This is a genomic window from Hymenobacter sp. M1-2, assembly GCF_057808495.1.
Genome location: NZ_JBTYZO010000010.1, coordinates 80,479 through 101,921 on the forward strand (window position 1 = coordinate 80,479; position 21,443 = coordinate 101,921).

The 21,443-nt window shown below is 59.1% G+C and carries 18 protein-coding genes; 12 read left to right on the forward strand and 6 right to left on the reverse strand.

Annotated features, from left to right (window positions below):
• Positions 1 to 40: 40 nt before the first annotated feature.
• From ACYSMN_RS11435 to lgt, 3 genes are all read left to right on the forward strand, one after another.
• Positions 41 to 673, forward strand: a complete 633-nt coding sequence (locus tag ACYSMN_RS11435) for an RNA polymerase sigma factor (RefSeq protein WP_488924010.1) — start codon at positions 41 to 43, stop codon at positions 671 to 673.
• The gene (locus tag ACYSMN_RS11440; protein WP_488924011.1) at positions 666 to 971 is read left to right on the forward strand and encodes a hypothetical protein; all 306 of its coding nucleotides are present in this window, start codon (positions 666 to 668) and stop codon (positions 969 to 971) included. Before ACYSMN_RS11435 ends, ACYSMN_RS11440 begins: the two co-directional genes overlap by 8 nt.
• Before the next feature lie 113 nt (positions 972 to 1,084).
• Positions 1,085 to 2,092 carry a prolipoprotein diacylglyceryl transferase gene (lgt, locus tag ACYSMN_RS11445; RefSeq protein ID WP_488924012.1) on the forward strand — a complete coding sequence of 336 codons (1,008 nt, stop codon included), beginning with the start codon at positions 1,085 to 1,087 and terminating at the stop codon, positions 2,090 to 2,092.
• A 73-nt stretch (positions 2,093 to 2,165) separates the two neighbouring features.
• Here the strand turns inward: lgt and ACYSMN_RS11450 are convergent, their stop codons facing one another.
• Positions 2,166 to 3,074: a hypothetical protein gene (locus ACYSMN_RS11450; RefSeq protein ID WP_488924013.1), complete on the reverse strand. Its 909-nt coding sequence runs from the start codon at positions 3,072 to 3,074 to the stop codon at positions 2,166 to 2,168.
• Positions 3,075 to 3,204: 130 nt separating this feature from the next.
• The gene (gene yidD, locus ACYSMN_RS11455; RefSeq protein WP_488924014.1) at positions 3,205 to 3,426 is read right to left on the reverse strand and encodes a membrane protein insertion efficiency factor YidD; all 222 of its coding nucleotides are present in this window, start codon (positions 3,424 to 3,426) and stop codon (positions 3,205 to 3,207) included.
• A gap of 184 nt (positions 3,427 to 3,610) precedes the next feature.
• Here yidD and ACYSMN_RS11460 point away from each other — a divergent pair, with 184 nt between their 5' ends.
• Positions 3,611 to 5,923: a S46 family peptidase gene (locus tag ACYSMN_RS11460; protein ID WP_488924015.1), complete on the forward strand. Its 2,313-nt coding sequence runs from the start codon at positions 3,611 to 3,613 to the stop codon at positions 5,921 to 5,923.
• Here ACYSMN_RS11460 and ACYSMN_RS11465 read toward each other — a convergent pair.
• Positions 5,828 to 6,712 (reverse strand): hypothetical protein, encoded by an 885-nt coding sequence (locus ACYSMN_RS11465; protein WP_488924016.1) that lies wholly within the window; start codon positions 6,710 to 6,712, stop codon positions 5,828 to 5,830. The two genes, ACYSMN_RS11460 and ACYSMN_RS11465, sit on opposite strands and share 96 nt — an antisense overlap.
• A gap of 304 nt (positions 6,713 to 7,016) precedes the next feature.
• On the opposite strand from ACYSMN_RS11465, the gene ACYSMN_RS11470 reads away from it, so the two are divergent.
• From ACYSMN_RS11470 to ACYSMN_RS11505, 8 genes are all read left to right on the forward strand, one after another.
• Positions 7,017 to 7,418, forward strand: a complete 402-nt coding sequence (locus ACYSMN_RS11470; protein ID WP_488924017.1) for a hypothetical protein — start codon at positions 7,017 to 7,019, stop codon at positions 7,416 to 7,418.
• Between the two features lie 44 nt (positions 7,419 to 7,462).
• Entirely contained in the window at positions 7,463 to 8,620 is a 1,158-nt protein-coding gene (locus tag ACYSMN_RS11475; protein WP_488924018.1) for an HNH endonuclease, read from the forward strand.
• Between the two features lies 1 nt (position 8,621).
• On the forward strand, positions 8,622 to 9,125 hold the full coding sequence (locus tag ACYSMN_RS11480) for an SMI1/KNR4 family protein (protein ID WP_488924019.1): 504 nt from the start codon (positions 8,622 to 8,624) through the stop codon (positions 9,123 to 9,125).
• Positions 9,126 to 9,271: 146 nt separating this feature from the next.
• Positions 9,272 to 9,850, forward strand: coding sequence for a polymorphic toxin type 15 domain-containing protein (locus tag ACYSMN_RS11485; protein ID WP_488924020.1), 579 nt, complete (start codon positions 9,272 to 9,274; stop codon positions 9,848 to 9,850).
• Between the two features lie 30 nt (positions 9,851 to 9,880).
• A complete protein-coding gene (locus ACYSMN_RS11490; RefSeq protein ID WP_488924021.1) occupies positions 9,881 to 10,459 on the forward strand; it encodes a T6SS immunity protein Tdi1 domain-containing protein in 579 nt (192 codons plus the stop codon).
• Between the two features lie 20 nt (positions 10,460 to 10,479).
• Complete coding sequence (locus tag ACYSMN_RS11495) at positions 10,480 to 10,677, forward strand: hypothetical protein (protein ID WP_488924022.1); 198 nt, start codon at positions 10,480 to 10,482, stop codon at positions 10,675 to 10,677.
• A 171-nt stretch (positions 10,678 to 10,848) separates the two neighbouring features.
• The gene (locus ACYSMN_RS11500; RefSeq protein ID WP_488924023.1) at positions 10,849 to 11,670 is read left to right on the forward strand and encodes a PorV/PorQ family protein; all 822 of its coding nucleotides are present in this window, start codon (positions 10,849 to 10,851) and stop codon (positions 11,668 to 11,670) included.
• A gap of 92 nt (positions 11,671 to 11,762) precedes the next feature.
• Positions 11,763 to 13,853: a ComEA family DNA-binding protein gene (locus tag ACYSMN_RS11505; RefSeq protein ID WP_488924024.1), complete on the forward strand. Its 2,091-nt coding sequence runs from the start codon at positions 11,763 to 11,765 to the stop codon at positions 13,851 to 13,853.
• A 335-nt stretch (positions 13,854 to 14,188) separates the two neighbouring features.
• Here ACYSMN_RS11505 and ACYSMN_RS11510 read toward each other — a convergent pair whose 3' ends face one another.
• The 3 genes from ACYSMN_RS11510 to ACYSMN_RS11520 all read right to left on the reverse strand — a co-directional run bounded on the left by ACYSMN_RS11510 (position 14,189) and on the right by ACYSMN_RS11520 (position 21,425).
• Positions 14,189 to 17,818 (reverse strand): reprolysin-like metallopeptidase, encoded by a 3,630-nt coding sequence (locus tag ACYSMN_RS11510; RefSeq protein ID WP_488924025.1) that lies wholly within the window; start codon positions 17,816 to 17,818, stop codon positions 14,189 to 14,191.
• Positions 17,819 to 18,093: 275 nt separating this feature from the next.
• Positions 18,094 to 20,067, reverse strand: a complete 1,974-nt coding sequence (locus tag ACYSMN_RS11515) for a DUF3857 domain-containing protein (protein ID WP_488924026.1) — start codon at positions 20,065 to 20,067, stop codon at positions 18,094 to 18,096.
• Complete coding sequence (locus ACYSMN_RS11520; protein WP_488924027.1) at positions 20,064 to 21,425, reverse strand: transglutaminase-like domain-containing protein; 1,362 nt, start codon at positions 21,423 to 21,425, stop codon at positions 20,064 to 20,066. Before ACYSMN_RS11520 ends, ACYSMN_RS11515 begins: the two co-directional genes overlap by 4 nt.
• Between the last annotated feature and the right edge of the window lie 18 nt (positions 21,426 to 21,443).

Consider the following 21,443-nt stretch of genomic DNA (forward strand, 5'->3'; position numbering starts at 1 on the left):
GAGTAGGTGTTGTCTCTATTCTTTGGTTTTCGCTTCACTGGTGTATACACTTCCGCTGCCTACCACTCACGGCGCCGTACCTGCTGCGGAGGGCTTCGCTGCTTCCGCCGATGCCGAACTGGTAGCGCAGTTGCAACAGGGCAGTGAGGCGGCGTTTCGCACGCTGGTGGAGCGATACCAGAATCGTATATACCGCACAGTAGTAGCTTTAGTACGGTCGCCGGAAGAGGCCGAAGACGTGGCGCAGGAAGTGTTTGTGGAAGTGTACCAAACAATTGGCCGGTTTCGGGGCGAAGCCGCGCTCAGTACCTGGCTCTACCGGTTGGCTACCTCGCGGGCTCTGAAACACCAGCAGCGGGCCCGGGCCCAAAAGCGCTTTGCCTATTTCACCAGCCTGCTGGGTTTCGACAACAAAGTGCTACACGAGCCGCCTGATCATGCGCACCCGCAGGCGCAACTGGAAGGGCAGCAGCAGTTGGCGCTTTTACTCGCGCACATTGCTCGGCTGCCTAGCCAGCAGCAAGTGGCTTTTACGTTGCGTCACGAGCAGGAATTGAGCTATGAGGAAATAGCTGCGGTTCTTAACACCACTGTGCCGGCCGTAGAATCCCTGTTGTTTCGCGCCCGCAAAACCCTTCGCAATCATCTTAATCTTTCCCCGCGTCATGCCTGATCCCGCTACTCGCCCTACTGCTGATGAAGAATGGGAAAACCTGCTGCACCAATGGCGTGCCCAACAACCTACTCAGCCTCAGCCGTTCTTTTATAGCCGGGTACGCGCCCGGCTCGTCGGTGAGGCCGCAATGGAGCGCCGACCGTTGCATACCTGGCTGCGCTGGCCCAGCTATGCCGTCATGCTCGGGTTGCTACTGCTGCTTAGCGGCGACGGCGCCGTACTGCGCTCAGCTACGCCTGCCAACCCATACCAACTTTATCCTGACGGCCAGCAAACACCTTTACCAACTCGCTGATCGGTTTCTGCCATTACGCACCGCTTGTGTTGGCACTTGAGCTAGAGAGCGGTTTGCAGAGCCGCAAACCGAATGTCTGAGTACTTTTGGGTCCTTTTCACCTTTTCGTAACTATGCTTTCCTTCCTCGCTTATATCACCTGGAACATCGACCCCATTCTGGCTAAACTAGGACCTCTGACGTTGCGCTGGTACGGGCTGCTGTTTATGTCGGGCTTCGTGTTCGGCACATTCATTTTGTCGCACATTTACAAGTCGGAGCGAGTATCGCCGCGCTGGGTCGACACCATCACCATCTACATGCTGGTGGGCACCATCCTGGGGGCGCGCTTGGGCCACGTACTGTTTTACGACCCCGGCTCCTACTTCAACGCGGAGCATTTCTGGGACATTTTCAAAATTTGGGAAGGCGGCCTGGCTAGCCACGGTGCTACCATCGGTATCCTGTTGGCAACCTGGCTTTTCGCTCGCAACAATAAGTTTGATTATCTCTGGGTGCTCGACCGGATTGTGATTGTAGTGGCGCTAGGCGGAGCCATGATTCGGGTAGGCAATCTGATGAATTCCGAGATTGTGGGTGAGCCAACGGACAAGCCCTGGGGCTTCGTATTCGTGCGCGACGCCGACCATTTCCAGCCGGTTGTGCGGCCACTACCTCCTGGCGCGGTGCAGGTAGCGGCGCAACCAGCGAAGCGTACTGACGGAAGTCTCACCTACCGTTTGGAGCCCGAAGGCACTCCCGTTGCACCCGACTCTCCGATGGCCGTGCCGCGCCACCCCACGCAACTCTACGAAGCTAGTTTCTGCATTGTGCTGCTGCTGGTGCTATATGGCATGTGGAATCGTACTAAGGACCGAACCCCGCGTGGGCTACTTTTCGGACTTTTTGTAGTGTTGCTCTTCACGCAACGATTCCTGGGCGAGTTTCTAAAAGAAAACCAGGAGGCCTTCGAAGACAAGCTGCCGCTCAATATGGGCCAGATTCTGAGTATTCCACTGATTCTGGTGGGATTGTGGGTGCTGTGGCGCGCTGGCAAAGATCCAAAAAACCCCTACGGCTATGCCCCCCGGGATCTGGAAGAGGAAGAGGCAGCTAACAAGAAAGTTGCTCAGACCAAGTAGCGCTACAGCAAACGAAAAAGCCGCCTCTGCTTGCAGAAGGCAGCTTTTTCGTTTGCTCTGGAGCATGTATGAGCTAGAGCTTGTAGCGGTACAGTGCCCCTTGTTCCGTGCTGATGAGCAGCGTGTTGTTGTCAAGGAAGAGGACGCCTTCGGTTTGGCCCGCGCCTTTCAGGGATACGGTTTGGGGCGTGGCTTGCAACGCACTGGCGAGGTCGGTGCCTTCAAATAAATACAGCTTTTCCCGGCCTAGTAAGGCCAGCCGGTGGCTGTCGGGGCTCAGGTCGGCGTCGGTGACTTCGCCGGCAACGCGGAGCTTGGTTACTAGCTCGGCCGTGTAGGAGCCGGGCTGGTCGGGCACCGTGTATACCTTGCTCGTGCTTTGCTGGGCCCGGTCTTTGGTGAACAAATACACCTTGCCTGCGTGCCAGAGAGAAGCTTCGCAGTCGAAGTTACGCTCTTCCTTGGGCGGCGGAAAGGCCGCTTGATCAGGATACCGGAAGTTGATTTTGCCGACTTGGTCGGGCTGGCTGGGGTTGACGCGGTAGACAACCAGGTTGCGGCGCACGTTTTCGTTGTTGCCCGCGTCCGTCACGAATAGAGTGCCTTGGCCATCGTCGGCCAGGCTTTCCCAGTCTACATTGGGTACGGGCAGCTCCCGTTGGCCGAGCAGTTCGCCTTGCTCGTTGATGAGGTAGAGAATAGGAGAGTTGCCAGCATCGCCGTTGGTGTAGAACGTGCCGGGCCGGCCACCGTGGGCCAGGCCCGAGCTTTCTGGCACGCCACCCTGCAACTCGCCCACCGGCGTCAAGTCGGCGGCGCTAGCGCCAGCATCATCCTTCTTGTCTTTCTTGTCCTTCTTACCTTTTTTCTTCTCCGTCTTGGGCCCGTCGTTCGAGTCGTTGGCAGTGTCGCTCTGGGCTTGGGAGCAGGCCGTATGGAGCAGCGTAGTGAAACTGAGAGCAAGCAGGAAGATTCTGGACATCAGGAAAGAACAGAGGTGAAGGAAATAGGCCAGGCTTTTGGGCCTCGGCGGCAATGGGTCGGCCTTATACGGGAGAAAGTGCGGCCGAGTAGTAGCGAAACAAAGGCAGCCGTAGTAAGAGCAACGCGGCTTAGGGCACGGGGTCGTAGCCGTGGCCGCCCCAGGGATGGCAGCGGGCTATGCGGCGCAAGGCCAGCCGGCCCCCGCGCCACGGGCCGTGCTTTTCGATGGCCTGCACGGCGTAGGCCGAGCAGGTGGGCGTGTAGCGGCAGGAAGCCGGAGTGAGCGGCGAAATCAAATACCGATACACCCAGAGTACCCCCAGAAAAAGCCGACGGAACAAGAAAGACATAGGAGCAAATAACTGGAAATGGCCCGGAATAAATCCGTGGTCAACCCGCAGATGCAACATCACTGCTTCGAAAAAGTCTTTAGCGGCTAGCCAGCCAGCAGTTGTAGTGCCTTTTTGTAGCTTTGAAAACCGCTAGGCAAGCCATTGTCGAGCCCTTCCATCCTCCTCATCCCACTCATTAGTTATGCGCAAAAACAACTGGGCCACCGCCCTGCTGCTAAGCTTGCTGCTGCCGCTCACGGCCCGTGCCGACGAAGGCATGTGGCTGCCGCTCTTCGTGAAGCGGCTCAACCAGGCCGACATGCAGAAGAAAGGCCTCAAACTCACGGCCGAAGAAATCTACGACGTCAATAACGCCTCGCTGAAAGATGCCGTAGTGCAGCTCGGCGGCTTTTGCACCGGCGAGTTCGTGAGCAACCAGGGCCTGCTTCTCACCAACCACCACTGCGGCTACGACGCCATTCAGAGCCACAGCACGCCGCAGAACAACATCCTGCAAAACGGCTTCTTCGCGGCCACTAAAGCCGAGGAAAAGCAGAATCCGGGTCTGTTCGTGGACATTTTGGTGCGCATGGAAGACGTGACCGGCAAGGTGCTGGAAGGCATTACGCCCCAGACGCCCGAGCAGGAGCGCGTAGCCACGGTGCAGAAGCGCCAAAAGGAAATGAGCGACGCCGCCAAGGAAAACGGCCAGTATGTAGCCTACGTGCGCGATATGTTCGGCGGCAACGAGTACTACCTCTTCGTGTACCAGCGCTTCGGCGACGTGCGCCTCGTAGGAGCCCCGCCGGAAGCCGTAGGCAAGTTCGGCGGCGACACCGACAACTGGATGTGGCCCCGCCACACCGGCGACTTCTCGATGTTCCGGGTGTATGCTTCCAAAGACAACAAGCCCACCGCCGGCCCCAGCCCCGACAACGTGCCGTACGTGCCTAAAAAACACTTGCCCGTGAGTCTGCAAGGCATCAATGAGGGCGACTTCGCGATGGTGTTTGGCTTTCCGGGCCGCACGCAGCGGTTCTTGCCCGCCGCCGGTTTGCAGCTCACGCTCGACCAAACCAACCCCGCCCGCATCAAGCTCCGCGACACCCGCCTCAAGCTGTGGAAGGAAGACATGGATCAGGACCCGGCCCTGCGCCTGAAGTACGCTTCCAAGTACGCCAACATCGCCAACTACTGGAAGTATTTCATCGGTCAGAACGAAGGCATGAAGCGCCTGAAAACCGTAGACGCTAAGAAAGCCGAGGAGAATGACCTCATGAAGTGGATTGCCCAGGAGCCCGCCCGCGCCCAGCAGTACGGCGACGCCCTCAATACTATTAATAAGGCGTACGCGGGCATTCGGGAGTACAACCTCAGCGCCCAGTACGTGAACGAAGCCGCTTTCGGGACGGAAATCGTGACGCTGGCCTCGCGCATGCTGCCGCTCTACATGGCCCTTAAAACCACGCCCGCCGATAAAGCCACGCTGCAAAAAGCCGTTACGGACCTGAAGGAGCCGGTGGCGGAGTATTTCAAGGACTACAATGCCGCCACCGATAAAAAGGTGTTTACCGCCTTGATGGGTCTCTATATGAAGGACGTGCCCAAGGAGCAGCAGCCCGACGTATTCCAGACCGTGCAAAAGCAGTACGGCGGTTCCCTGCAGAAGTACGCCGACTACGTGTTTGCTAATTCCTTGCTGACTTCCGAAGCCAAGGTGAATGCCTTCTTGGCTGCCCCCACGCTGGCCAAGCTCGAAGCCGACCCAGGTTTCAAAACCTTCAACTCGGTGTACCTGAACTACACGCAGAATATCCTGCCCAAAATGCAGGCCCTGCAAAGCAGCCTGGCCCGTGCCAACCGCCTCTACGTGGCGGCGCTCCGCGAGAAGAACAGCCAGAAAGTGTACTCGCCCGATGCCAACTCCACTATCCGGCTGAGCTACGGCACCGTGCGCCCCTACAAAGGCCGCGACGCCGTGCGCTACGACTACAAAACCACCGCGCAAGGCATAGTGGAGAAAGAAGACCCCACCAACCCGGAGTTCGTGGTACCGCAGAAGGAGCTGGACCTGCTCAAGCAGAAAGACTACGGCCGCTACGCCGATAAGGACGGCAACCTGCCCGTCGCCTTCATCACCGACAACGACATCACGGGCGGTAACTCCGGCTCCCCCGTCATCAATGGTCGCGGCGAGCTGATTGGCCTGGCCTTCGACGGCAACTGGGAAGCCATGACCGGCGACTTGGCCTACGACCCGGAGCTGAAACGCTGCATCAACGCCGACATTCGCTACGTGCTGTGGTGCATTGAGAAGCTCGGCGGCGCCAAGCATATCGTAGACGAGATGACCGTAGTCAACAACGGCCCCAACCCCGGCGTGGGCCCCGCCGCCACGGCTTCGGCTTCCACCGCCGACCTAAGCGACGTGGAGAAAATGAAAGTGAAGACCGAGGACGGGCAGAAAACCAAAGTCAAAAAGAAAAAGAACAAAGAAGGCGCTGCTGGTATGTAGGCTGGTTGCACTCTGCCCAACCCAACACGCAAAAAGCCCCGTTGCTGACGCAGCAACGGGGCTTTTTACATAAGCTAGGGTACTATTCTTTATGGGGTCGGGCAGGGGGCTGCGGCGGCGCAACAGGCCCTGGTTGAAATAGGCGGCCACGGCCTCCGGGTCGGTTTTATGATGCAGCAACAACGAGAGCAGGTTCTCGAACAGTTGTACGGCCAGCGCCTCGCGCTCCTTCGCGCCCTGCTGGCTGCCATCGGAGGCGTTGCCCGCCTCCCGTAGCTGCTCACTACGCGAATCCACTACTTGTTTCACCAGGGCGCGCACGTCGGTTTCCAGCTTGGCGCCCACAGTATCGGCCTGCGCCCGCGCAATGCCCGCGTAGCGGTTGCCGAGGGTCTCAATGTCGGCCTTGTCGGCGCGGGTGTACTCACTTACTCCCTGGGGGTAAAAAGCTTTGTAAGCGGCCGTGTCTTCGCCCCGGATTTTGCCGTCGGGACTGGTGAAAAGGTCGGCCAGCACACCGGCCTTGCGCGACAGAAAGCGGGTGAGCTGCTTGATGGCCTCGTTGTTGGTGAGGCGCTTGCTCTGGCCCTGTGCCTGGGCGGTAGCCGTGGTGCGAAGTGCCTCCAGGAATGCTTTGTGAGCGGCCTCAGTGGGAGCAATAAGCGCCGCAAATACGCCGTCGGCATTGGCGGCGCGCACCCGCTCCAAGTGGCTGGCCGCGTACTCGGCGAAGCGCCGGTTGCCGAGCGGCGAATTGAGAAAAGGATTGCTCAAGAAATGGTTGATCATGAGAAATAAGGAGTAAGAAGTTGAACAATAGCAACGAGATAGATAGAATAGTTGAGTTTTCCTAGATCGTCGTGACACGATGCCCCGCGCACGTGTACGTTGCCCTTCGCGTCACGACACGATGCCCGAAATACGAGTAAGCGCCCCTATGCGTCACGACACAATGCCCCGCGCACGTGTACGCGGGGCATTGTGTCGTGACGAGGAGGGCCTTGCAGCCAAAAACGGGCTTTCTGATGCGGAATGCCTACCTTGCCGCTGTTAATTTTTAGTCTTATATCACGTTTGACTTCCTGAGAAAGCTATGAAAAACGCCTGGGATTGGCTCAACACAGTACGGCAGCGCCTAGCCAACGGGGAGCGGCTGGTGGAGTTCGCGCTTTCGGTAGCGCCCGGCTCATCAAATGGCATGTTGAATCTGGCCGAGGATGAGAACGGCGCGCTCTACGACCTGGGCGATGACTTTATAGCGGTCCTGGAGCAGTGCTGGGTGCTGGAAATCAGCCACTCGCTTACTAACACCGAGACGCGCCGCTCCATCGCCTTTGGCCCCGGCATTAAACCGCTCTGGCGCGAAGACGACCCCTACCAGCTGAACCTCTGCGACCCCGACGACCTGGACCGCCTCGGCGAGCTGCTCGCCCGGCAAGACCTCGGCGACCCGGCTCCTGACCCCGATAATGAAGACGACTGGCGCCGGGGGTAACAAGCGGCTTTATCTATGTATCACGCTTATTCATCCGTTTTTCTATGCAAACACCTTCTTTGGAAGCCTTTCTGCATTTAGGTGCCGCGCTCAAAATTCCGCTCGACCAAAGCCAGCACACCTGGGAGCAGGAAATTGACTTTAGGGGTCGGCCGCGCAGTAAAGTGCGCTTCCGGCGCTGGCGCTTCACCACCAGCCTTCTCGACCACGCCACTTACCAGCAGTTGCTGCATCTGATGTGCAGCGATACGGCGGTGCTCGACGCGCACGTGGAGTACCTCCGCACGGACGGGCAGGGCGTGCTCTGCACGGTGTGGGGCCGCTCATGTACGGTGTGCTATGTGCGCGAGGAGTTCGACAGCCGGGGCACGGACGGCAAGATGCCGAGCTGGCGGATGCATTTTGCGCTGGCCCCGGTGGAGATGGGCCGCGAGGCGGGCAGCATCGGGCCGTTTGTCATGCCCGCGCCGCGCAGCTATGCCTACAGCGGCCCGCCCGCACCTGTGGCCGCGCCCCCGCCTGTGGCGGCCCCGGTGGTCAATCCTGATATTCCGCCCCATCTGCCCGCGCCCGTTCCTAATCCGTCGCCTGACCATAAACAGGTGCACGTAACAGCCGCCGAATGGGCAGACATCATCAAAGACCGCTGGGAGCGGAATGATGCGTCTAAAAAGAAGAAGTTCACCTTCCTCAAGCAACACCGCATGACCGAGTTTACGGTGGACGGGGACCCGTTCACCTATCGCGTCGATGAGCGAGGCAAGGTGGTGGCCGTGTACGATGCCCAGGAGCAAAAATCCTACAACGTCATCGGCACGCGCAAAGGTGTACTTCGTATACCGCTTACGCTAAGTGGAGAACCGACCTTCGTTGGTACTCCACATATGTATCCTGTGACGGGCAACCAGAAGAATGTCGTGGTAATTGAAATGATGGGTAGCCGGGATAGTGATTTCCTGCGAGCTAACCGAGCAGCTGGGCTACTTGGCGTAGTTCAAGCACAAGGACTACCAAATCATAAAGCGCCAGATGGTTACACGTGGCACCACCGCGATGACTATAAACCCTTTCCACCGCCGCATCCGCCCTATGGTACCTGCACTATGGAATTGGTGACAGAAGATGCACACGAGCGAACCTTCGTACATTATGGTTCATGTGACCAAGTGAATAAACACATTGGTCAAAAACTCTACGACTAATATGGCTGATATCACTTTTGTCCGCTCAAGCCCTGAACCGGCTACACAGTCTCACTTTGAAGCAATTGAGCAACAGTATAGCTTCAAACTACCAGAAGACTACAAAGCTCATCTACTACTGTACAATGGTGGGTATCCAAGCCGGGATACCTTCTACACTGCTGACCGAAAATATAGCGTTAACAAGTTCAAGTCAGTAGGTGGCGGAACGGGCTCGATAGAGCTAAGTTTGGACGCATTGCGAGATGATCTACACGATGACTTGGTTCCCTTCGCGAATGAAACAGGCGGCGACCAGTTTGTGCTGAGCGTAGGCCCGCAGGATTATGGAGCGGTTTACTACATCAGCCACGAATCGTATGTGCCGCCGGAATATGAATATGATGAAGAAACGGATGAGTCTACCCCGCCCGTCCCACTCGACTACGGCCAAGGTGTGTACTTTTTAGCGCCGTCTTTCACGGCTTTCTTGGAAGGATTGGTAGAGGGTCCAGAAGTTGCCTAATTCTCTTTTGTTTTCTCAATAAGAGTGCCCTCTTCTGCACAGTTTCAGAAGGGGGCACTCTTGTGCTGTAGAGATGGGCCGGCAGGCAGCGCGGCGCCGTTTGTCATGCCCGCGCCCCGCAGCTATGCCTACAGCCCGCCGCCGTAGTGCCCCCGCCCGGTGTCAGCACGCCACCCCCGGTGCCGCGCATACCGCTGGTCACGGGCGACCCGCCATTTAAGGTCACGCCTCGTAAGAAAGGCAAGCCCGACATGGACCTGGTGGAGTTCACCCGCCAGGTGAAGGGCCAGCAGGAGGGCATGAACCGGCTGACCGTGGCCGAGTTCCTCGCCAACCGTGACCACTACCTGGCCCTGAAAAATCAGAAGGGCGACGGCCGGGACCCAACGGGCGACGCGGCACAGAAAGCGGCGCGAGAAAACGCATTAAGAGATAAAATTGATGAACTGCAAGCTGAAGATGAAGACTTGACCCGTGATGAGGCCACTGCACAAGCGGAGCAATGGTTGAAGACGCAAACGGCGCTGCACGACCCGGACCAGGTAGCGGGCGGCCATCCCCACCTGATTACGGGCATGGGTGATGCGCGCGTTAACTTTGCCATCGGTGGGCAATGGCCGACACGCATCAAGGCCATCGACCGGCAAATTCGCGCCCATGCTGCGGGCATGAGCCAGCAGCAGCGCGAAAGCACCTACCTCAACATCCTCCTGCCAATAGCTTAATTGTCTCTCTCACCTACTAATTCCTCAACTATGTTTGCCAAACTACTGACTCGTTTTCCTGCTTACACTATCATTGACAAGCCCACGCCTGAGTTGATTGCACAGTATCGGGACTTGATACCGGCCGAACTGTTAGAGGTGTGGGAGCAGTATGGTTTTGGTACCTTTTGCGACGGGTATTTGAAGATCGTTAACCCCAACGATTATACTGACCTGTTAGCGGATACTTACCAACATACAAGTACACCTGCCCCCTCAACTGCCACCCCTCTCGTTCTGTTTGCTACGGCAATGGGTGATCTGCTCGTATGGGAGCGTGGCTATTTAGTGCTCGTAGACTACCGTCATGGCAATACAAATAGCGTTGCTAAAAACTTCAAATTACTGTTTCGCAACCTCATTGATGACGAGTATTTAAAACACGATTTGCTTTGGGACCCATATCCAGCGGCCCGCGAACGGCTTGGCGAACCCGCCTTTGACGAATGCTTCGGCTACGTGCCGTTGCTGGCGCTAGGTGGAAGAGAGACGGTAGACCACTTGGAGAAAGTCAAGCTACGGGAGCACATTGCTCTCATTGGACAGGTGACCGGCGTACTCGAACGCTAAGCAACACCCCACTAGACAGAATGCCCTCTTCCGAACCGGGTCAGAAGAGGGCATTCTGTCTAGTGGGGTGTTGCTTAGCGTTGCTGCTCTGGATGCTGCGCGACGCGGCGGTGCTGGACGCGCACGCCGAGTACCTACGCTCGGACGGGCAGGGGGTACTCTGCACGGTATGGGGCCGTGCCTACACTACAAGTTCGGCTGCCGAGCATTGGAGCTAGAGTATTACTAAGACAATAATCGTGGAATGGATAAGCATTCGTCTGTACAACACAATCCGTGGTAATAAAATATAATGCGGTTGGACATTAGGACGACTGCACTATTATCCATTACTTTTAATCTGGATCACAATATATTATATGGTGAAAGACTACTTTCTCGGTGTTTGCTTGCTTTTGTTGACGTTTTCGGGTGCCGCCCAGGGTAATGGGCCCGGCACTCGCGGGGCGCGCGCGGCAGCACTCGGCAATGCTTCCGTCACACTAAGCGACGTGTGGGCCATTGGCAACAACGTGGCGGGGCTGGGGCAGCTCCAGGCTCCTGCCGTGGGCGTGTATGCCGAAAACAGGTACTTACTGTCGGCCCTGAACACGGTAGCCTTGGCGGCGGCCGTGCCAATAGGCGGGGTAGAAAAAGGACAGGCCCGCCACGGGGTGGTGGGCTTCGAAGCCGAGCGTTTCGGAGGTAAGCTCTACAGCGAGCAACGCCTAGGAGCCGGTTATGGCTACCGCGGCGGGCTAATAAGCATAGGTGCGCGGGTAGATATGCTACAGGTCAGCATCGAGGGGCTGGGCAGCAAGCGTACGTTGGCCCTTTCATTGGGCGGGCAAGCCGAGCTGATTCCCAAGCGGCTGGTTTTCGGCGCCTACCTCTACAACCTCAACCAAGCCAAGCTGGCCGACTACCAGCGGGAGAGGGTGCCCACGGTGCTCAAAGCGGGGCTGTCGTATCGGCCCACTGCGAAGGTGCTGCTCAACGTCGAGACCGAAAAGGAAGTGGAGCAGAGCGCCGACTTCAAAGCCGGTCTGGAGTACCGTGTCATTGAGAAGTTGGCGCTGCGGGCCGGGCTGCGCACGCTCACGGAGGAAACTACCGGTGGCGTAGGTTTCCGGGCCGGCGCCTTGCAGATAGACTATGCGGCGGCCTGGCACGCGGCGTTGGGCTTGAGCCAGCACCTGAGTCTGGGCATTTCTCTAGCCAAGCAGCCATGAGCAGGTTCTGTGCACCCCAAAGCGGCGCTTTGACTTCCGCGCAGATAGTTTTACCAGCACTATCCAGCTCACGTGGATGTCGTCGGACGGGGATGCTGCTGGCGGCGTTGCTGCTGACTGCGGGCGTGGCGCGGGCCCAGGAATACGTCCGCCCACCCGCCGATCTGGACCGGCTCACGCAGGAGCTGTTTGCTGAAATTCAGAGCGACCAGGTGCCGTACGAGGACCTCTACGAAACGCTGCTGCAATACTACCAGACGCCGCTCAACCTCAACAACGCCACCCGTGAGGAGCTGCGCGGCCTGTTGCTGCTGTCAGAAAATCAAATCAGCAGCCTGCTTAGCTACCGCAAGCAGCGAGGGCCTCTGCTCACGCTCTACGAGCTGCAAGCCGTGCCAAGCTTCGACGTGCGCAGCATTTACCGGATAGCGCCCTTCGTGACGGTGCAAACGGCTGGCGGCGCTAACGCCCTGCGCGGTCCGCTTTGGCAACGGGTATATAAGGAAGACAACAACGCCCTTTTTCTGCGCTACGAGCGGGTGTTGCAAACGCGCAAAGGGTACACGGAGACCCCGCTCGATAGTCTCGGCAAGGGTCCTACGCGCTACTTGGGCTCGCCCGATAAGCTGTTGGTGCGCTACCGCGTGAGCCACCCCAAGGATTTCAGCTTCGGGGTAACGGCCGAGAAAGACGCGGGCGAGCAGTTCACGTGGAACACTAAAACCCGCCGCTACGGCCCCGATTTTCTGTCGGCGCACGCGCTGATTCAGGAGCGCGGAAATCTAAAGACGCTGGCCGTTGGCGACTACCAGCTGCAATTTGGGCAGGGGCTACTGCTCTCGTCGGGGCTGCAAGTAGGCAAGGGCGCCGAAACCATTACCACGTTGCGCCGCAGTTCGGTGGGGATACGGCCGTACTCGTCGGTGCTGGAAAGCACGTTTTTTCGGGGTGCGGCGGCTACGGTTTTGCTCACGCCCACGGTGCGGGCCACGGCTTTCGTGTCGCGGAAGCGGGTAGATGCCAACGTGCAGCAGGCCACGGACTCGCTGGCGCAGTTCGATGAGTTTTCGTCGGGTTTTCAGCTGACTGGTTTCCACCGCACGCCTACCGAACTCGACAACCGCCAGGCGATTCGTGAAATGGTTACGGGCGGCAACCTGGGCTATACCAGTCGGAGCGGGCACCTTGCGGCTGGCTTCACGGCCGTCAACAGCCATTTCAATACCCCACTGCAACGCAGCTCGGAACTTTACAACCAGTTCGAGTTTAAGGGGCGCGACAACCTGGCGCTGGGGGCGCACTACAGCTACGTGCGCGGCAACGTGCTGCTTTTCGGCGAAACCGCGCGCAGCAGCAGCGGCGGCTGGGGCTCCGTCAACGGGCTGCTAGCCAGCCTGGCGCCTTCCCTCGACGTATCGGCGCTGGTGCGGCACTACGGCCGCGACTTTCACACGCTGTACGGCAATGCTCTGAGCGAAAACACGCGCAACATCAACGAAACGGGCTTATACCTGGGCGCGAAGCTGCGGCCCGTAGCCCGTTGGGAGGTATCGGCGTACTACGACCAATTCTGGTTTCCGTGGTTGAAATACCAGGTCGGCGCTCCTTCGCGCGGGCACGACTGGTTGGTGCGGCTGGCTTACGCGCCCACTAAAACCAGCCTGCTTTACGCCCAAGTACGCACACGTCAGAAGGAATACGACGCCTCCACCGACCAGCCGGTACCCATGCCGGTGCCTACCACGCGCCAAAGCCTGCTGCTCTACTACGACACCAACCCCACACTCACGCTAGGCCTGCGCACGCGCGTGCAAACCAGTCGCTACCGGGAAGACCTCGGTGCCTGGCAGCGCGGCTACGTGCTGGCCCAGGACGCTTCCATAACTGTAAGCCGCCGTCTGCGCCTCACCGCCCGCTACGCCATCTTCGACACGGATAGCTACGACACCCGCCAGTACGTATTCGAGCAGGACGTGCTGTACGCTTTTTCCGTGCCGGCTCTCTCCGGACAAGGCACCCGCGTCTACGGCATCGCCGAAGTCAGCTGCACTCGTCAGCTCACGCTGTGGGTGCGCCTAGCTGAAACTCATTACCGGCATCAGCAAACCGTAGGCTCGGGTTTAGAGGAAATCCAGGGCCCCCGACGTACTGAACTGAAAGCTCAGGTGCGCTATAAGTTCTAGAGAAAACAGGGGTGGGTTTCCGGTAACGCCCGTTAAGTTTTGGCTTGACAAACGAGCCGTAGGCGGCTTCCTGCATGCTAGCGCCGCATGATTTGATGCCAGATGTATAGCAGATTTTCCTCCTGCTATCTTAAGCAGTTTGAAAGATTGCAGCAGCTCTCACTTAGAAGTACCGTTGTCATTCCGAGCAGAGCGAGGAATCTGAGAGGGCTGTTAGGTGAGTAACCCAAATTCCTCCCTGCGCTCAGAGTGACAACCGTGTCTGAAACCTTACAACACAAAAAAGCGGCTTCCAGAAGGAAGCCGCTTTTTTGTGTCTTCGGATTAGCGCGAGGCTATTGCTTCTGCAACTTCACTACGGCAGTGCCTTCCGGCATGTCCAGGTGCAGTTGGTAGAGGCCGGTGCTTAACTTGCTCAGGTCGAGGGCGTGCTGGAGTGGAGCACCACCTTTGTTGAGAGCTACACGGCTCACTGTGCGGCCTAGCGCATCGGTCACCCGGAGCGTTACAGGACCACGCTGGGTGTTGTCTACCTTGATTTCGAACACGCCGTTGCTTGGGTTCGGGTACACCTCCACGCCGCGCAGCAGAGCGGCGTTCTGGTTGGCGAGTACGTTTATGGTCACGCAGCTTTGGTTGGAGTAAGCCGAAGTGCCAGCCGGGTTCACGGACCGTACCCGGTAGCAGTAGGTGCCGTTGCCGGTGGTAATCTGATCGGCGTAGAAGGTCGTGTTGGCAGGCACCGTGGTTAGCAGCGCGAAGGTGGTGTTGTTGGCACCCGTGCGCTCCACCTGGTAGCCGGCTTCATTGGTGGCATTGTCCGTCCAAATCACGTTCACGTTGGTACCAGTGGGGGTAGGCGCACCATTGAGCTGAGTGATCAGAGTGGAGGGAGCGGTAGGCGCAACCGCTATGGTGCACAGCTCCAGGCTCCAGCCGTTCAGCTGTCCGGCGTTACCAGTGGGGTTGTTGTCCGCAATGGTCAGCGTCCAGTTGCCGTTAGCCGGGTCATTGAGCAGGCTGGCCAGCGAATTGGCGGGCCGATAAGTAGCACCACCATTGAGCGGGCAAGTCACGGCGGCGGCGGCATCTTCGTTCAGGCTCACGTTGATACCGGCAGTGCTGGAGCAAGCATTAGCCAATAGTACTACCGTACGACCGGCGGGGTTGGTGAGCGAAACGGTCAGTTCGCCTACGTTAGCGTGCGTAATATTCAAGTTACTGATCCGAATCGCACCAACCTGATCCGTGTTCTGCACACTTAGCACTGAGGTTACTGGCGCGGCGGAGCCAAGTGGAATGGTAACGGGTACTTGCGTGGCTGCCGTAGCGACGCAAGCCAGCGTACCAATCTGGAACGAGGAAGCCGGTGAATAGGGGGCCGCGCCGCAGGGGCTGTTGCCACGCACGCGCCAGTAGTAGGTAGTGCCAGTGGTCAGGGCCGGGGTTGAAACCGTAAAGTTCGTGCCCGTCACACCTGTTTGCGTGAGCACGATGGTGCCGAAGCTGGCATCGGAAGCTACCTGTACATCGTAGGTTGTAGCGTTGGGTACGGCATTCCAGCTGAGGCGCGGCCGCGGACCTACGCGCTGGTCCGATACGGGAGCTACTGGTACGGCTGCCGCCGTGGCGCTAGGCAGTACTTCGAAGGTGAACTGTTGAGTCTGCGTGACGCTGCCGCTGGTTCCAGTCAGGCCGAGGGTATAGGTGCCAGCAGCGGTGCCAGCAGCAACGGCTACTGTAGCCTGCACGGTGGTGCCGGCAGCCGTGGTAGCGTTGTTGTAGGTAACCGTTACGCCCGTAGGCAGGCTGGTGGCCGACAAAGCAACCTGGCCGGTGAACGACTGAATCTGGCCCACATTCACGTTGAATGTAGCAGATGCGCCGGGGCACACAGTCAGGAGTTGAGTGGTTGCTGGGGCCAGGAAGAAGGTTGGGGTGCCAGAATTGGTGATCGAGAAGTTCTGGTTCGACAGGTCGAAGAACACGTTGCCCGAGGCTTTCACCTTGATGCGCGCGTTGCTCGTTGCAGCTACGCTCGTTGGTACAGTTACGTTTTCGTAGCCGTCGTTGGGCGTGTTGGCTAGCAGCACCGTCGGGAAAGTCCGGCCGCCATCGGTGGAGAGCAGGATGTCTACGTTGGCCGCGTTGATGGGAGCCGCCGTAGTGTTAGCCACGTCCCAGGCCACCTGCTGTGGAGCGCCAGCCTGCCACGAAGCCGCCGACGCATTGGGTACTTTCACGAGGAAGGGGCCCGCCGTACCGATAACGGCTACGTTCATGGAGTCATAATCAACCCCACCGCCACCCACGCGGTTGTCGCGGGCAACGAAGCGGAACACTAGTTTACGGGCATACGAAGGCAGAATTTCGCCTTTAATCTGCGTGTTGGTAAGCAAAGCCCCCAGAGCGCCCGTGGGAGTGAGAGTGGCCGGGAAAGTGCGCGTGGGCGAAGCCACGGGAGCGTAAGCCCGGAAGATTGGCGCATCGCCAGTAGGCGAATTAGGAGCACCAGCAGGGCCGAGGTTGAACTGCTCCCAGTTATAGGTAAGCGCATCGGCGTCGGGGTCCGTGGCTGAGCCCGTCAGCTCGAAAGGCGTGCTGATTGGAATGCGGAAATTGGCGCCAGCATTCACTGTTGGGGCATTATTGCCGGTGGGCGTATTCACGCCGCAGTTGCCACCACCCGTTATGTGGGTCACCAACTGGTCGAAGCTGAAGGAGTGGAAATAAGGGTCGGAGAAGCCTTGCGTGTCGTCATTGCCGCAGATGCCAGCATAGGCCATGATGGTAGTGCCCGAGCCAGGCTCGTAGGCGGCCGTCGCAGATCGGTTAGCGCCGCCGCAGGAGCCTTGCGTGCCGTTGAAGGTGTGCTGCCCCCCAAACTGGTGGCCTATTTCGTGGGCCACGTAGTCGATGTCGAAGGCATCACCGAAGGGCGCTGGACGACCCGTCATGCCGCGGGCTTTGCCAACGCTGGCACACAAGCTGCGCAGCTGCGCCACGCCGCCATCGCCAGTAGCGAAAATATGGCCGATGTCGTAGTTAGCTTGGCCTACGCGGGTTGTTACCACCGTTTGGTTCTCTCCTAGCAGGGCAGACGAATTGCTGTTGGTGAACGGGTCGGTGCTGCCATCAAGGAATACGAGGGTGTCGTTGTTGGGAATCAGGAGCAGACGGGAAGCTATTTCCTTTTCGTAGACGCCGCTCACTCGGTTTACCGACGTCACCATCTTCGAGAGGGTAAGTACTTTCGTAGGCGTGGCAGGGGCGCAAACGGCCACTGCGTATTCGCCGGTGCAGGAAACCGCCAGCCGGTAGGTCCGCAGCGTAGTGCCGTTGGGAACGGCCGCGGCTCTTGGTGGCGCCAGCACCGCGCCAGCAGTTTCGGCGGAGCCCGAGGTCAGGCACTCGAAGCGCACGTTGTCTTTGTTCATCGCCACGCGGTCGAACACCAAGTGGGTGTTGTCGGTGGGCGAAACCGGATCGATGAACACGGTACGACTGCCGCTACTAATCATGGCGTGAAAACCAGCCGGCGACACGTCCAGGCGGGCTGTAGCGCTAGGGTCGTCGATGCCCTGGGCCTCATAGGTGCGGATTTGCGGATACTTGGCCGCCAATTGCGGGTGCATGACGGGCACCTGTACCACGCGGAAGCGCTGCGACGTGCCATCCGGTAGGGGCAATGATACCACCGTATTGGAATTACGAGCCCCAGCTCCGGTTTCGGCCGGAGCAGCAGCCAAAGCGTCGCGCATGGCGGGTAGTTGCACGGTCACGGCGCGATACTGACGCAGCGCCTGGGTGCTGGTCCGGGCAGCAGCAGGCAGGGCTTCCGTTGCGTTGGCCCAGAGCACGCGTTGCGCCGCCGCCGATAAAGGCATTCCGGCCGCGGCCAGGAGCAACCCGCCCAGCAGCGCTGGCTGCCATGCGTGTCGCGGGAAAGTAAAGGTTTTCGACATAGAGAAAGGGTTGGAAAAGGAGTTATTTACAGGTGGAATGAGGGTCCCTAAGGTAAGATTTTTTAGTAGAGTCGAGCTATGGTGTAAAGGACATTCTTGGGCTCCTAACTTACCGTCTTTCAAGACACTGGTCCTAAAACAAGCACACGGGTGTAGCTTGAAATAAAGGGTGTTAGTAATAGGCGCAACACCGACTTTCTACGTTGCACGCAACAAGGCCCGGCGGAAAGATTTCCGCCGGGCCTTATCATCATACACGGGACCATTAGCCTGGTTTACGCCTCCGTTTTTACGAGCACCACCTGGGCTTTGTCGGCGGCCCCAATGCGGCGGCGGAAATCTTGGTAGGCTGGGTAATCAGTGCGCGGAAAACGAGTGCGGGGCATGAGTAAGCGGCGTACGTAGAGCAGCGTGCCGTCGGGCAAAGTCTGAACCTGGCTGGAGTAGGTGCCAAACGCGGTGCTGAGCTGTACTGGAGCGGGCAGGCTTTCGGCCTTGAAGCCGGCTGGCACGTGAATCCGCACCGTATCGGCGTAGCTAAAGGCATTATCAAGCCAGATAGGCGTGCGCCGCTCGCCCACGGCAGCTGGCAGTGCGTTCCAACGGCTGAGCAGATTAGGCGTCAGGAAAGCCCGCTTGCCCGACACCGACGCCCAGCCCGGCAGCGTGAGGCCCAGCGTTTCGGTGAGCACTGGCACCGAGTTACGCCGGTCCTGCGTGTAGTTGAGCTTGCTGATGCTGAAGTTGGCCAATGGCAGGTGCTCGGCCATCGCCTTCTTTTGGTCGGCTGCATTCTGCGAACTAGCCAGCGAGGCGTAGCCATCCTGCTCCAGGCCAGTACGCCGCGTACGGATGCTGGCCGTTGCGCTGCCCTGGGCATCGAGATAGACATCGGCCAGCCGCTCCCGACGGTTGTCGGGAGCCAGGTACTGGGGGGTGCGCACCAGTTGGCCGCCCTGGGGCGTAACGAGCAGCGCGTGGCGGTTGCCGGTGAAGCTGCTCATGTAACCGAACGGATTGGTCTGGCTCGTGCATTCCAGCCATACGGTATCCGCCTTAGCGGTTTTGCCGGCTTTCTTCAGCGGCACACACAGCACCACGTGATTGAATTGCTGGCTCGGAAACTCGGTGCGAATGTCTTCCTCATCAGCTCGCACTAGGGCGCAGTACGCCGTTACGCCAGCGGTTTTGAGCAATGCCTGGCAGTAGTTGGTCAGCGCTTTGCAGTCGCCGTAGCCGTTGGCCGCCACGCTGGTGGCCGGAAAGGTCTGCCAGCCGCCAATGCCTAGCTGCACCGATACGTAGCGCGTGTTGGCTTGCAGCCACTCGTATACTTCGCGGATGCGCGCCCGCTCATCGGTTTCGCCTTGCACCAGCGCCAGAATTTTCTCCCGTACTGCCGGTGGTAGCTCGTCGCGGCCGGTGTTGAGTTGGTAATTCCACAGCCCAAGCGCCTGCCAACTCGTGAGTGTGCCGGCGTGGCCTTGCACTTCAAATTGCGAGGGAGCTGTGAATACTACGGGTGTCGTCTCGGAAATGGGCGGGCCATCAGGTTCGTCCTCTACGGCGGACAGATTACGCACCTGCCACTCGTAGGCTTGCACGTTGGCCGAAGGGGTGGTGCGCGCCACGGCGGTGCCAGTTGGCAGGTTGCGCTCCTGGTAGCGCAGCGGCAGTTCCGTGGGTGTCAGAACCCGAAACGTGGCCTGCTCCACGGCTACTTGCTCCGTGGCTTGAGGCCGCCAGGTGGAATAAAAGAGCGTGTTGGTGGAGCTGACTTCGTACTCAAACTCCACCGTGTACGGATATATCGGCTGGCGCAGGTCGGCTACCCGGCCGCGGCCATCATTGGCCAGGCTGAAACCGTCGGAGAGAGAGATGTCGCGGACTTCTGACTGCTTGAGCGTACGCAGCAGGCGGCCATCGGCGGCGTATACGGTGCCACGCAGATAATTCACGGTGTTCAGCTGGTCGTACGCAACCAGCTCCTGGGCGTAACCCGAACCCGCCTCATCCAAAATCGTGACGGCCCGGCGCACGGTTTCGATGGTGCGACCCGCCGATTTTACGAGCAGTGTCTCGTCGGCGAGGCGCACTACGGCGTGGGCATTTTCGCGCAGCGAGGCCGGAATGTCAGCCACCGGATACTTGGGGGGCGGGCCAGCCAGCGCGGAACCAGCCAGCAGCACGGATGCCAGCAGCAGGCTTGCGCGGCGGCTCGGGTTTAATAGAAGCAGTACGCGGCTCATGATTTCTTTTTCAACACAATTTGCTCGGCCTGCTTAGCGACTACTAACCGGTAGAACTCGCGCAGGTGGGCATATTCCTCCGCCGAGTACACGGGCCGGTTCAGGTTGACGCGGCTGATGAGCTGCACGGTACCATTGGCGGCGGGCTGGGCCTGGAATATAAAACGGCCGCCATTGTCGGGTAGGGTTACGGCGGCGGCTTTGGGTAGCTCTTCCACTTCGTAGCCAGCGGGCAGCGTTAGGGTCATCATCAGCGTTTCATCCACGGCGCAGCCAAAATCCACCGGAAATTGGCGCTCCTCGTGCACGAAAGGGTTTTTGCTGTTGCCGAAGTGCTGGAAGGGGCGCAGGTAAAGTGTGCCGGCCGGCGCGTCGCCACCCACTACGCTTACTTCATAATCAAGGCTCAGCGGCTTATCGAGGGCGTCGCGCTGGGCAAACTGGTATTTGGCGATATTCCAGCCTTCGCGGCCTTTGAGCAGCTCTTCCACAAACTTCTTCTCGCCTTTGTCACGGAGCCGGTCGCGTTGGGCCAGACCCGCGTAGCCGCCGTGCTCGGAGTGGACTTTGCCCGTGTAGCCGCCTTTCTCGTCCAGCGTGAGCTGAATTTGCTGGTACTCGGTGAGGCGCTGCTGCGGGACCAGGCTGATCCAGCGCGAATCCACTCCTTTCGGCATGATGAGGCGGCCCGAGCCGTTGAGGCAGCGGGCGGGCAGCATGCCGCAGGGTACTAGCTCCTCGGTGGCATCCACCAGCATTTCCTTGCCCTCGGGCAGTGGCACGTGCGCCACCACGTAATTGAAACGGGAAAGCATGGGCATGAATTCCTGGCTCACGAAGCCATGGTCGCGGGTGCTCAGCACGACGGGGTTGGCCTGAATGCCTGCTTCGCGCAGAGCTGCAATTAGCAATAGGTTCACGTCGGCGGCGTTGCCGCGGTGTTGGTCGTATGCTTTGCGGACGGTGGTCTGGCTGTAGAGCCGGTCGTGTCCGTCGTACTTCACGGACTTGCGTACCAGGGCGTGAATGGCAGCCACGCGGGCAGCCGGGTCTTTTTCCTTGGCCAACAGCGGCGTGAGCTGATCTTTTAGAAAGCCACCGCGCCGCAGCTGGGCACCAAAGTTCTCGTCGTTCAGCAGTTGGTCGCAGATGCCCTGCCAGGTATCCGTCATCGGCTTGTAGCCTTGGTTGGGCCATTTGTAGCCAGCCAGCTCAAAGTCGATGCGCGAAACATAGTCGCGGGCGGAGGTCATGAACGGCTCATTGCGGAAGGCAGGTACTTTTTCGGCGGCCCAACGGTGGTTTTTCACCTGCGCCGACACGTTTTCGGAGCCGCCCGAAGTGCGTCCACCGTTCATGCCCGGTTCAATAGAGGA